The sequence below is a fragment of the Nocardiopsis ganjiahuensis DSM 45031 genome, from assembly GCF_000341085.1.
Taxonomy (GTDB): Bacteria; Actinomycetota; Actinomycetes; order Streptosporangiales; family Streptosporangiaceae; genus Nocardiopsis; species Nocardiopsis ganjiahuensis.
In genome coordinates, this window is sequence record NZ_ANBA01000015.1 from 1 (window position 1) to 12,716 (window position 12,716).

8 protein-coding genes and 1 pseudogene are annotated in these 12,716 nt (G+C 71.8%); 4 read left to right on the forward strand and 5 right to left on the reverse strand.

Annotated elements, in window-relative coordinates:
* Together D458_RS36500 and D458_RS0121505 are read right to left on the reverse strand one after the other, a co-directional pair.
* Positions 1 to 327 (reverse strand): annotated as a pseudogene (locus D458_RS36500) (hypothetical protein); the annotation flags it as partial.
* Between the two features lie 176 nt (positions 328 to 503).
* Positions 504 to 1,082 carry a TetR/AcrR family transcriptional regulator gene (locus tag D458_RS0121505; protein ID WP_017588806.1) on the reverse strand — a complete coding sequence of 193 codons (579 nt, stop codon included), beginning with the start codon at positions 1,080 to 1,082 and terminating at the stop codon, positions 504 to 506.
* Between the two features lie 128 nt (positions 1,083 to 1,210).
* On the opposite strand from D458_RS0121505, the gene D458_RS0121510 reads away from it, so the two are divergent.
* A complete protein-coding gene (locus D458_RS0121510) occupies positions 1,211 to 1,819 on the forward strand; it encodes a dihydrofolate reductase family protein (protein ID WP_017588807.1) in 609 nt (202 codons plus the stop codon).
* Between the two features lie 22 nt (positions 1,820 to 1,841).
* Here the strand turns inward: D458_RS0121510 and D458_RS0121515 are convergent, their stop codons facing one another.
* Complete coding sequence (locus D458_RS0121515) at positions 1,842 to 3,620, reverse strand: NAD+ synthase (RefSeq protein ID WP_017588808.1); 1,779 nt, start codon at positions 3,618 to 3,620, stop codon at positions 1,842 to 1,844.
* A gap of 279 nt (positions 3,621 to 3,899) precedes the next feature.
* Between D458_RS0121515 and glnA the strand changes: the two genes are divergently transcribed.
* The 3 genes from glnA to D458_RS0121530 all read left to right on the forward strand — a co-directional run bounded on the left by glnA (position 3,900) and on the right by D458_RS0121530 (position 6,861).
* The gene (gene glnA / locus D458_RS0121520) at positions 3,900 to 5,261 is read left to right on the forward strand and encodes a type I glutamate--ammonia ligase (RefSeq protein WP_026119552.1); all 1,362 of its coding nucleotides are present in this window, start codon (positions 3,900 to 3,902) and stop codon (positions 5,259 to 5,261) included.
* A gap of 110 nt (positions 5,262 to 5,371) precedes the next feature.
* Complete coding sequence (locus tag D458_RS0121525) at positions 5,372 to 6,013, forward strand: gamma carbonic anhydrase family protein (RefSeq protein ID WP_017588810.1); 642 nt, start codon at positions 5,372 to 5,374, stop codon at positions 6,011 to 6,013.
* Positions 6,014 to 6,282: 269 nt separating this feature from the next.
* Entirely contained in the window at positions 6,283 to 6,861 is a 579-nt protein-coding gene (locus tag D458_RS0121530; protein WP_017588811.1) for a rhodanese-like domain-containing protein, read from the forward strand.
* Between the two features lie 24 nt (positions 6,862 to 6,885).
* On the opposite strand, the gene D458_RS0121535 is transcribed toward D458_RS0121530, so the two are convergent.
* Both D458_RS0121535 and D458_RS0121540 read right to left on the reverse strand, forming a co-directional pair.
* On the reverse strand, positions 6,886 to 9,756 hold the full coding sequence (locus tag D458_RS0121535; protein WP_017588812.1) for a helix-turn-helix transcriptional regulator: 2,871 nt from the start codon (positions 9,754 to 9,756) through the stop codon (positions 6,886 to 6,888).
* Positions 9,757 to 9,774: 18 nt separating this feature from the next.
* Positions 9,775 to 12,696 carry a helix-turn-helix transcriptional regulator gene (locus D458_RS0121540; RefSeq protein ID WP_017588813.1) on the reverse strand — a complete coding sequence of 974 codons (2,922 nt, stop codon included), beginning with the start codon at positions 12,694 to 12,696 and terminating at the stop codon, positions 9,775 to 9,777.
* Positions 12,697 to 12,716: the final 20 nt, after the last annotated feature.

Here is a 12,716-nt window from a genome sequence, read left to right on the forward strand (position 1 = left end):
CAGGTTCTCGTGCCAGGTGGGTGTGGCTCGGGCCAGCCACATCGCGACCGTGAACAGGGCCGGGGCAGCCGAGCGCAGGTGGCGGTTGTACTCGGACTGGCGCGGCAGGCGGGGGAACAGGTGCCCGATCCGGTGCGGGGCCACGCGCATCCAGTGGCGTTCGGAGTCATGGCGCAACAGCACTTGGGCCAGGGCGACGCTGACGAGTTCGGCGTCGTTGAGCAGGCGGGGGGGTCCCGGCCCAGGGCGCGGCTTGTCGGAAGGGATCACGTCATCGTCCAGATGGACGGAGAGTGCTGTCAGAAGGGCGTCAAGGTCTTTGGTCACACTCTGATCCTTGACGCCCTTCGTCATGCCCGCAGGGGTTTCAGGGATTTCCCATCAACGATCTAGGAGCGGCTCCGGGGCATAGGAGCGGCTCCGGGGCATAGGGGCGGGTCCGGGGCATAGGGGCGGGTCCGGGGCGTAGGAGCGGGTCCGGAGCGTAGGGGGCCCGGCCGGGGTCAGGCACCGAGGTCGACGCTCTCCACCACCCTGGTGACCAGCTCGTCCAGGGAGCCCTCGGGGGCGAGCACCCCGGGGAGGGTGAGGTACTCGGTGACCAGCCAGTTCATGGCCAGGTAGAGCACGATGACGGTGTCGCGGCCGCCCGGCATCCCGGCCTGCTCGTGGAAGGCGAAGTTGGCCTCCAGGTCGGCGCGGACGCGGGCGGTGATGTCCGCGCGCAGTTCGGGGCGGCGGGTGGCCTCGAGCTGGAGCTCGAGGGAGGCGAGGTAGACGCTGGGGTCGGCGGCCAGACGGGTGACCGTGGCGCGCATGACCTCGGCGAGTTTGGCCCGGTCGCGGGGGCCGGTGAGCACGTTGTCCCACTCGGCCTGTCCGGGCATGAAGCGCTCGTAGGTGCGCACGCTGGTCTGGGCGAGCAGGTCCTCGCGACCGGCGAAGTAGTTGGAGGCGGTGCCGACCGGCACACCCGCCCGGGTGTCGACGGCTCGGAAGGTGAGCCCGCGCGCGCCCTCCTCGGCGAGTGTCTCGATCGCGGCGTCCAGCAGGGCGGCGCGCCGCTCCGGGTTCCTGACCATGTTCTTCTCCCCTTTCGCGGAAAATCTCGAAAAACCTCTTGGCAAACCACTATGTCTGAAGTACTTTACTTGAAGTACTTCAACCATAGTGGTCAACCGGCCGCAGGAGTACCCCTCCAAGGAGAAACATGCGAACCCTCACCTACTTCGCCGCGGTCTCGCTCGACGGCTACGTCTGCGCACCCGACGGCTCCTTCGACTTCTTCCCGAACAGCGACGGCACCGGGGACCTCGGGGAGAACGGCGAGTTCCACGTGAACGAGTACCCGGAGCTGCTCCCCACGGTGGCGCGGAACCTCCTCGGCCTGGACGTGCCCAACAGGCACTTCGACACCATGCTGCAGGGCCGGGGCTCCTACGACGTCGGCTACAGCCAGGGGATGACCAGCTCCTACCAGCACCTGCGCGAGTACGTCTTCTCACGCACCCTGCCGGCCGACATCGACCCGAACGTGACGGTCGTGCCCACCGACCCGGTCGGGACCGTCCGCGAACTCAAGAAGGAGGACAGCGGACTCGGGATCTGCCTGGTCGGCGGACCCACCATCGCCGGGCTCCTGCTGCCGGAGATCGACGAGCTCATGATCAAGCGCTACCCGGTCGTCGCCGGGGCGGGGAAGACCTTCTTCGAGGGGGCGGCCTTCGACCCGGCCCGCTTCGAGCGGGTGAAGAGCCACCCCTTCGAGAACGGGTGCGACTACACGCTCTTCCGCCGCACCACCTCCGGTACGACGTGAGCGCGCCCGCGCCCGCCCGCCCTCACACCGTCCAGCGGTTGGTGATGGGCAGGCGGCGGTCCCGGCTGAGGTTGCGGGAGCTGATCTTGGTACCGGGCGCGGACTGGCGGCGCTTGTACTCGGCCCGGTCCACCAGCCGGATCACCCGGCGCACCAGCTCCGGGTCGTACCCGGCGAAGACCAGCTCCGCCTCGCCCCTGTCCGTACCCACATAGGCGTCCAGGACCGAGTCCAGGAGCACGTAGTCGGGCAGGGAGTCCGCGTCGAGCTGGTCCGGGCTCAGCTCGGCACTGGGCGGCTTGGAGATCGAGTTCTCCGGGATGGGCGGGGTCAGGCCCTCGCGGGCCGCCTCGGCGTTGCGCCAGACCGACAGCTCCCACACCAGGGTCTTCCAGCAGTCCTTGATCGGGGCGAACCCGCCCACCGAGTCACCGTAGAGCGTGGAGTACCCGGTGGCCGCCTCGCTCTTGTTCCCGGTGGCCAGCACCAGGTGGCCCTCCTGGTTGGACAGCGCCATGAGCAGCGTGCCGCGCACGCGGGCCTGGAGGTTCTCCGACGCCAGCCCGCTCAGCGCCGCGTCGGCTCCCGCCGTCGCCTGCTCGAAGGCCTCGACCACCGGGGCGATCGGCACCGTGCGGGCAGCGAACCCCTGGCGCTCGGCCAGGTCCTCGGCGTCGGCCACCGAGTGCCCGCTGGAGTAGTTGCTGGGCATCAGGATCCCGTGCACCCGCTCCGCGCCCACGGCGTCCACCGCGATGGTCGCGGCCAGAGCCGAGTCGATGCCCCCCGAGATCCCCAGGACCACCGACGCGAAGCCGTTCTTGGCCACGTAGTCGCGCAGCCCCGTGACCAGGGCTCGGTAGACCTCCCCGACGTCGGAGAGGGGGTCCGGGCGCGGGGTCACCGTGTTGGTACGGGGTTCGTAGGCGGGCACGGGCTCGGAGGACAGCGTGCGCCGGACGATCCTGAGCCCGTCCACCACCTCGCCGTCGCCGGCCCCCTCCCTGGTGTGGGCCGCCTCGGCCAGCTCCAGGTCGGCGACGAGCAGGTTCTCCTCGAACTGCGGCGCCCGGGCCACCAGCTCGCCCTCGGCGTCCACCACCAGTGAGTCGCCCTCGAAGACCAGCTCGTCCTGCCCGCCCACCATGTTCACGTACGCCAGGGCCGCGCCGGTCTCGCGGGCGCGGCGCGAACAGAGTTCGAGGCGCACGTCGTCCTTGTGCCGCTCGTACGGCGAACCGTTCAGGGCGACCAGCAGCCCGACCCGGGCGGCGCGGGCCGCGGTGACCGGACCGCCGTCCTGCCACAGGTCCTCGCAGACCGCCAGGGCCACGTCGACGCCGCGCACCCGGACCACCGGCAGGGTGTCGCCGGGGACGAAGTTGCGGTACTCGTCGAAGACCCCGTAGTTGGGGAGGTGGTGTTTGGCGGAGGTGAGCTCGACCCTTCCCCGGTACAGGACGGCGACCGCGTTCTGCGGCGCCCCGGAGGGCTGGCCGTACCGCTCCCCCGGCCCCTCCCTGCGGGAGAGGAAGCCCACCACGACCGGGAGTCCACCCAGGCCCTCGGCGTCCAGGTCGGCTGCCAGGGCACGGGTGGCCCGAACGGACGCCGACACGAAGGAGTCGCGCAGGGCGAGGTCCTCCACCGGGTATCCGGTGACGATCATCTCCGGGAGCACCACCAGGTGGGCGCCCTCCTCGGCGGCTCCACGGGCGGACTCCACCACGAGCCGGACGTTTCCTTCCAGGTCACCCACGGTGGGGTTGACCTGGGCCAGTGCGATTCTCAGCTGTGCCACGCCCCCGAGCCTAGTCACCCCGTGTTTCGGCGGGTGGACGCTCCCCGGCCGGCCGCCCGACGGATTCCGGGCCGGTTTCCTCGGCCCGGGGTGGCCCGGAACCCCGCTGCCAGAGGTCATAATGCGTGTGCGGGGAACGGACCGGGCAGGCTGGTTGGCGTGTGCGGAAATACCCTGGAAATATCCGCACGGCAGACTGGTCCTGGGACAACGCGTCCGGCTCGGCTCCGCACCACGCGGACCGGGTCCGGGACCGACCGGCATCGAGGAAGGTTGAACGTGAATCGACAGCAGGAATTCGTGCTCCGCACGTTGGAGGAGCGCGACATCCGGTTCGTGCGGCTGTGGTTCACCGACGTGCTCGGGTACCTCAAGTCCGTCGCGGTCGCACCCGCCGAACTGGAGGCGGCCTTCTCCGAGGGCATCGGGTTCGACGGTTCCGCCATCGAGGGTTTCGCCCGGGTCTACGAGGCCGACATGCTCGCCCAGCCCGACCCCTCCACCTTCCAGGTACTGCCCTGGCGCAACGAGCCGCACGGCACCGCCCGCATGTACTGCGACATCCTCATGCCCGACGGCTCGCCGTCCCCGGCGGACCCGCGGCACGTGCTCAAGCGGCAGCTCAGCAAGGCCTCCGACCTCGGGTTCACGTTCTACACGCACCCCGAGATCGAGTTCTACCTCCTGAAGAAGTTCCCCGAGCACGGCGAGTTCCCCGAGCCGAACGACTCCGGCGGCTACTTCGACCACACCCCGCACAACAGCGCCCACGACTTCCGGCGCAACGCGATCAACATGCTCGAGGCCATGGGCATCTCGGTGGAGTTCAGCCACCACGAGGGCGGCCCCGGCCAGCAGGAGATCGACCTGCGCTACGCGGACGCGCTCACCACCGCCGACAACATCATGACCTTCCGGCTCGTGATGAAGGAGGTGGCGATGGAGCAGGACGTGTACGCCACCTTCATGCCCAAGCCCTTCACCGAGTACCCGGGGTCGGGCATGCACACCCACCTCTCCCTCTTCGAGGGCGACCGCAACGCCTTCTACGAGCCCGGTGCCGACTTCCAGCTCTCCAAGGTCGGGCGCGGCTTCATCGCCGGCCTCCTCCGCCACGCGGACGAGATCGCGGCCGTCACCAACCAGTGGGTCAACTCCTACAAGCGGATCTGGGACGACCCGGCCGCCTCCGCCGGCATGGGCGGCGAAGCCCCCGCCTACATCTGCTGGGGCCACAACAACCGCTCCGCGCTCGTGCGCGTGCCGATGTACAAGCCCGGAAAGTCGAACTCCAGCCGCATCGAGATCCGCTCGCTGGACAGCTCGGCCAACCCGTACCTGGCCTACGCGGTGATCCTGGCCGCGGGCCTCAAGGGCATCGAGGAGGGCTACGAACTGCCCCCGGGCGCCGAGGACGACGTCTGGGCCCTCACCGACGCCGAGCGCCGCGCCCTGGGCATCAAGCCCCTGCCCCAGAGCCTGGACGAGGCGCTGCGCCTCATGGAGAACAGCGAACTGGTCGCCGAGACCCTCGGCGAGCACGTGTTCGACTTCTTCCTGCGCAACAAGAAGGCGGAGTGGAACTCCTACCGCCGCCAGGTCACCCCGTACGAGCTCCAGCGGTACCTGCCCACGCTCTAGGGCCGGGTGCGAAGCGGCGGGCCCGTCCTCCTTCCCGGGGACGGGCACCGCCGAACGCGACGTCCGAAAACCGCCAGCACGCGCGCGGCCGGCCGCGCGAGAATTCGGTCATGACCACCGAAGCGCGGGGCATCCGCATCCGGCACCGCGGGCACGAGCCGCAGGTCCACCCCACCGCCTACGTCGCACCGACGGCCACGCTCGTCGGTGACGTCCGCGTGGGGCCGAGGGCGCGGGTGATGTACGGTGCGGTGCTCGACGCCGAGGGAGCCCGGATCGAGGTCGGGGAGGCCTCGGTGATCTGCGAGAACGCGGTGTTGCGCGGGTCCGCGGTCGCCGGCGACCAGCCGGTGCTCGTCGGTGACCACGTCTTCGTGGGGCCGCATGCCACGCTGCTGGGCTGCGAGGTCGGCAGGTGCGTCTACGCGGCGACCGCGGCGACGGTCCTGCAGGGCGCGCGGCTGGGGGCCGGATCGGTCGTCGCCGTCGGCGCGCTCGTCCACGCGCGCACCGTGGTGCCGGAGGAGTTCTTCGTACCGCCGCACACCGTGGCGCTCGACGCGCCGGTGCGGCTGCTGGCCCCGGGTGATCCGGAACTGGCCGAGGCCGTCGAACGGGTGGGCTTCGCGCAGGTGGCGTTCGGCGTCGACGAGGACTGGACCGACCGGATCAACCGGTACGAGCGCGTCGCGGAGGTGCGCGTCGCCGAGTTCGGCGCACACGCGGACGACGAGCTTCCGGACATCGGCTAGGGCCTCACCGGCGGCCGTTGTGCTGTGGTGGGGCGAGGCGCCGTCCGGGTTCCGCTCCGGCACGCGTGTCCGGCGAGCCGGATCCGGGCGTCAGCCGTGCTGGTGTCGGAGCGGTATTCCCGATCCCGTTGACAAGCACGTCACATACCCCCGGGGGTAGTATTCCTATCAGGGTGGTCGACTATCCCCGTTCCGGCTGCCCGCCCGCTGCCTTCGTCCCTTCTGCCCGATTCCTCTGACCGGACAGCACTGCCAGGAGCCAGACACACATGAGCAAGTCCGTCGACGTAGCGACCGTCCACGCCCGGGTCGAGAGCAACTCCGCCCCGCTTCTGGTGGACGTGCGCACCCCCGCGGAGTTCGAGAGTTCGCACATCCCCGGCGCCATCAACCTCCCCCTGGGCCGACTCGACCAGCACGCCGGGCGCGTGGCCAGGGACGCCTCCGAACAGGTCGTCCTGGTCTGCCAGTCCGGCCCGCGCGCCGAACAGGCCCAGGACAGGCTGGCCGCCGCCGGCCTGACCGACACCGTGGTGATGGCGGGCGGCATGAACGCCTGGACCGCCGCCGACGGCCCGACCGTGCACGGTCGGGAGCGGTGGGGCCTGGAGCGCCAGGTGCGCCTGATCGCCGGTTCGATCGTGCTGGTCACGGCACTGCTGAGCCTGTGGTGGACCCCCGCCGTGTTCGTCGCCGCCTTCATCGGCGCCGGGCTGACCTTCGCCGGCCTGACCAACACCTGCGGCATGGCACTCGTGCTCGCCAAGCTGCCCTACAACCAGCCGGTCGACAGGGTGGACGTTGAGGCCTCGCTGGCCCGGATCAGCCGGGCCGGTTCCCGGGCCTGACCCGGGATCCCGGCGGTCCGGGGCCTACCCCAGTCCCAGCTCGCGGGCCCGGGCGACGGCGGCGGTGCGGTTGTTCACGCCCAGCTTGGCCATGAGGTTGGTGACGTGCACGCTCACCGTCTTGGCGGAGATGAACAGCGCCTCGCCCACCTCCCGGTTGGACAGGCCCTTGGCCACCTCCACCAGTACCTCGGCCTCGCGCGGGGTGAGACCGGCGGGCAGCGCGGCCGGAACCGGGGCCGCCTCCGCCAGGGCCGCGCGCATCTCGTCCACGAGCTGTCGGACGATGTGCAGGTCCAGCTCGGCCAGCAACGCCTCGGCCCGACCCAGCAGGTCACGGGCGCGTCCGGTCTCCCCCGCCCCGTGCGCGGCCCAGAAGGCCCCGTACAGGCATTCGCCGCGGAAGAGGCCCTGGGCCCGCTCGGCCAGGGGAAGCGCCCGGTCCCAGTGCTCCAGTGACCGTTCCGGGTCCTCCTCCAGGAACGCCCTGCTGGCATGCCGGGTCAGTTCCCCCATCGGCGAGACCGGCCAGTCCTCGCGCGCCAGCACCGCAGCGAGCTCCGCGGCCAGTTCATCGGCGAGTTCGCGGTCCCCGGCCCCGCCTCGGCGCCGCAGCCGCCAGACGGCCAGCGCCATGGTGGACAACCCGCTCGCGCTGTAGCGGGTCTGGGAGATGATTCCGGTCTCCCCCTCCCACTCGAGGATCTTCCGGGCCGCCTCCGCCGGCCGCCCGTCCGGCCCGTGCAGCAGCAGGAGGAGCCGGGTGTAGTGATCCGACATGTACTCCACGGTCGTGGTGGTGTCCCGGGGCAGCAGGCGGGCGAACTCCGCCAGAGCCCGGTGGCTGGTCTCCCAGTCCCCTTCCACAGCGGCGAGCTGGGCGATGAGGGCCTGCCGACGCCCTCCGGCCAGGTCGTCCGAGGTCGGGTTCGTGTTCAGCTTGGCCTTGGCCTCCGCGAACCTGCCCAGAGCGGTGAGGGCGCTGGCCACCCCGTTGACGTACATGACCCCCTGGGACCGGAACACCCCCAGTTCGACGCAGCGCGCCAGGGCCTCCTCGGCGCAGGCCAGCCACTCCTCGTACTCGAACCGGCCGTTGTGGCTGCCGCCCAGGTTGTTCAGCCCCCGCATCTCCACCTGGTCCTCGCCCAGTTCCCGCGCGATACCGATGCCCTCGCGCAGCAGGTTCAACGCCTCTTCGGACCCGGTGACGTCCAGCAGGCTGCCCAGGGTGATCAGCGCGTCGGCCTCGCTGGCCCGGTCGCCGCACGCACGCGCCTCCTCGATGGCGGACCGGGTGACCTGCTCCGCCTCGTCGCTCCTGCCCTGCATCATGAGCACCGTCCCGGTGGTGGCGCCCACCGCGGCCCGTTCGGGATGCCCTTCGGGCAGCAGCTCGGCGGCCGCGCGCAGGTCGTCCAGGGCGTCGAGCCTCCCCAGCTCCTTGAAGGCCAGACCGCGCGCCACCAGCAGCCGCGCCGCCAGTTCGGGCTCGGCCCTCGGGTCGAGGTCGGCCAGGGCCTCGGTGGCGTGCTCGACCGCCCGGCGCATACTGCCCGCGATCTGCGCGGCCCGGCACACCGCCAGCAGCAGTTCCCCGTAGGGCAGTCCCAGCCGCTCGTCGGCGTCGGGGACCAGTTCCCACAGTTCCAGCACGCGTTCGAGCAGTTCCAGGTGCTCGGGGTAGGCGCTGGCGGCTCTGGCCTGGTCCGCGGCCTCCCAGGCGGCGGCCAGGGCCCGCGGGTGGTCGTGCGCGGCGTAGGCGTGGTGGGCCAGCTGGGCGACGGCTTCGGCGCGGGGCAGCCCCGGCACCCCGCTCTCCAGTACCTGGGCGTAGCGCCTGTGGGCGCGTACCCGCTGTCCCGGGAGCAGGTCCTCCTTGACCGCCTCGGCCAGCAGCGCGTGCCGGAACACGTACCCGGTCTCGGTGGCGCGCAGCACCTGGGCGTCGACGGCCTCGCGCAGCGCCCCGTCCAGGTCGTCCTCGCCGACCCCCGAGGCCTCGGCCACCTCGGCGAGCAGGCCGTGGTCGACCCGGTCACCGGCCACCGAGGCCAGGCCCAGGACCTTGCGGGTGCCCGCCGCGAGGGGTTCGACGCGACGCATGAGGAGCTCACGGGGCCCGTCCGGAACGCTCCCCCCGTCCGGGGCGGCCAGGAAAGACTCCACGAACAGCGGGTTGCCGCCGCTGCGCTCCAGCAACAGCTCCAGCGCGACCGGGTCGAGGGCGCTCCCCCGCAGCGCGGCGGCCTGTTCGGCGACGGCCTGCCGGGAGAACGGTTCGAGGTCGATCCGGTTCACCCGGGGCAGCCGTTCCAGCTCCGGGAGCGCCCGGCGCAGCGGGTGGGTGCGGTGCAGGTCGTCCGAGCGCACCGAGACCACCAGGTGGACCGGCACGGCGTCGAGGTTGCGCAGCAGGAAGACCAGCAGGTCCCGGGTGGAGGCGTCCGACCAGTGCAGGTCCTCGATCACCAGGCTGAGCCCGCCGGACCGGGCGCACCCCTCCAGGAAGACCAGCACCGCCTCGAACAACCGGGCGCGGCCGTTGTCGTCCGCGCCCTCCGCGGGCGACCCCGGCCCGGGGACCAGGCGGGCCAGTTCTCCACCCGTGGTCCCGCCGCCGTCGCCGACCGCGCGGACCAACTGGCGCAGCAGCGCGGTGAAGGGCGCGAAGGCGATGCCCTCGGCCCCCAGTTCCAGGCAGCTGCCCAGCGCCGCGTGGCCCATGGGCGTGCGCTCCAGGTACTCCTCCAGCAGCCGGGACTTGCCCATCCCGGCGTCGCCGCAGAGCAGGACCGCCCTCGACTCACCCTCCCGTGCCCTGGCGGCGTCGGAGAGGAGGCTGTCGAGTTGCTGCCGGCGCCCGACGAAGGCGGAGGACACAGAGGGGGACATAGGGGCGAGTATGCCCCATCAGACCAGGCCCAGCTCCCGTGCCCTGGCCACCGCCGCCGTACGGTTGTCGGCGCCCAGTTTGGCCATCAGGTTGCTCAGGTGCACGCTCACCGTCTTGGCGGAGATGAACAGCGCCCGGCCGACCTCCCGGTTGGACGAGCCCTTGGCCACCTCGTGCAGCACCTCCAGCTCACGCGGGGTGAGACCGGCGGGGAGCGCGGCCGGGTCAGGGGCTGCGGCCCGCAGTGCCGCGCGCATCTCCCCTGCTTGTCGCCGCAGGACCCACTCACGGCTCTCCCGCTCCAGGGACTCGAAGCGCTCCAGGAGGGCCCGGGCCCGGGCCGGGTCACCCCACCGGAGCGCGGAATGGAAGGAGCCGGTCAGCGCCTGAAGGAGGATCCCGTGGTTGAGACTGGCCTCGGCAACCAGTGCCACCTCGGAGAAGAGCTCCAGCGCCTCCAGCGGGTCCTCTGCCAGAAAGCCCCGGATCACCCTGCGGCCCAGTCGGTCCAGTGGCGAGACACGTCCCCGGTAGTGGTCCAGGTTGGCCCGCAGAAGCGCGGTGAGCGCCTCCGCCCGGCGGAGTTCCTCGCCACCGCCCCGGACACGGAGCCGGAACACCAGCTCGCCGACCACGGACAGCCCGCTGTAGGGGAAACGGCCGGGTTCCAGCATGCCGATGTCGCGGTGGGCGTGTTCCACCGCGAGAGCGGCCTCGACCAGCTCTCCCCGGTACATCAGCAGGTAGAGCCGTGCGTAGTAGTGGTTGAGGTACTCCAACGGAGAGGAGACCTCCCGGGGCATGATGCGGACGAAGTCCGACAGCGCCTCCTCCGCCTGTTCCCAGCGGCCCTGGAACGTGTGGTGCAGGGCCTCCGTATCCAGTCGGTGGGCTGCCTGGCGCGATTCTCCGCGCGGGAGTCCGGCCAGCAGCGCCTCAGCCTCGTCGAAGCGACCCATGTTGGCGAGAAGTCCCACCATCGCCAGCCCGCAGCCGAGCCCTTGGCTTCGGGAGATACCCAACTCGGCGCAGCGCTCCCACCCCCGCTCCGCCGCCCGGTAGGCCTCTTCCATCCGCAACTGGTGATCCAGGTGTGCGGCCAGGTTGCGCCAGGCTCGGATCTCCATCCGGACCTGCCCGGTGCGCCGGGCGAGGTCGATCGCCCGGTGCAGCATGGCGATGACGGCCTCCCCCTCCGAATCCCCGCTCCTGCGCCGGCCCGTGGACTGCCGCTGCCCGGTCGGGTCGTCCTCGATCGCCTGGGGCTCCCCCAGCAGGTTGGCCAGGGTCATCAGGGCCTCCACCTCGCTGGCCTCGTCACCGATCCGCTGAGCCGAGGCGACCGCCACCCGGGCCGCCCATTCGGCTTCGTCGTCCCGCCCCAGACGCATGAGCACGATGGCGCTGACGGCGTCCAGAGCAGGACGCCGGGGGTGGTCGTGGCCGAGGTACTCGGCTGCGGCCCTGAGATCCTCCAGCGCGTCGGCCCGACCCTCGTCGCTGCGGGCTCGCCCCCGCGCCATGAACAGCTCCCCGGTGAGGTCCGGGTGGGTGGCGGGGTCGGTGACACGGAGTCCGGCGGCGGCATGCGCGGCGGCGCGGCGGACGCCCCCGTAGACGTGGGCGGCATGGCAGGCGCGGCGCAGGAGTTCTCCGTGCGGCAGCCCGAGGATCTCCTCGGCGTCGGGCACCACCTCCCACAGCTCCAGCACGCGTTCGAGGAGTTCCAGCAGTTCGGGGTGGGCGGCGCTGGCCTCGGCGTGCTCGACCGCGACCCAGGCCGCGTTCAGGGCTCGGGGGTGGTCGTGGACGATGTGGGCGTGCCGGGCCAGCTGGGCGGCGGTCTCACCGGGAATCCGACCGGGCCCGTTCCGGTCGAGGGCCTCGACGTAGCGGCGGTGGGTGCGCACCCGCTCTCCGGGCAGCAGCTCGGAGTAGACGGCCTCGGCGAGCAGGGCGTGCCGGAACACGTAACCGGTGCCGGTGGCCCGCAGGACCCGGGCGTCGACGGCCGGGCGCAGCGCCCGGTCGAGGTCCACGTCACCGATCCCGAATCCCGCGGCGACCTCTGCGAGGAGGGTGTGGTCGACCCGGTCACCGGAGGCCGAGGCCAGGCCCAGAACCGTTCGGGTGTCCTCGGGCAGCGGCTCCACGGCCCGCAGCAGGAGTTCGCGGGGGGTGTCGGGCAGGGCGGTGCCCAGAGGTGCGGGGTCGGCGAGCAGGGACTCGACGAACAGGGGGTTTCCGCCGCTGCGTGCGTGCAGCAGGTCGGGGTCGACGGGGTGGCCGAGGACGGTGGCCTGTTCGGCGACCTCCTCCGGGGTGAGCGGCGCCAGGTCGACGCGACCGGCCCCGGGCAGGCGTTCGAGTTCGGGGAGCAGGCGGCGCAGCGGGTGGGCGCGGTGCAGGTCGTCCGAGCGCACCGAGACCACCAGGTGGACCGGGGTTGTGCCCAGGTTGCGCAGCAGGAAGACCAGCAGGTCCCGGGTGGAGGCGTCCGACCAGTGCAGGTCCTCGATCACCAGGGCCAGCCCTCCGGGGCGGGCTCGCTCCTCCAGGAAGGTCAGTACCGCCTCGAACAACCGCGCGCGGCTCTCCTCGGTGGTCTCCGGCACGGGCCCCAACCCGGGGACCAGGCGGGCCAGCTCGCCCCCGGCGACCGGCGCCTCGGTGTCACGGACCAGCTGGCGCAGCACCGCAGCGAAGGGGGCGAAGGCGATGCCCTCGGTCCCCATCTCCAGACAACCCCCGACCACCGTCCGCGCCAAGGGGGTCCGGGACAGGTACTCGCTGATCAGCCGGGTCTTGCCGATCCCGGCCTCACCCACCACCAGACTCGTGCGCGCGCTCCCGGACCCCACCGCCGCGGCCTCACTCAGCAGGTGCTCCAGCTGCGGACGGCGGCCGACGAAGAGGGAGACGGGTTCGCTGGGGGACATACGAGACAGTATGCCGGTCC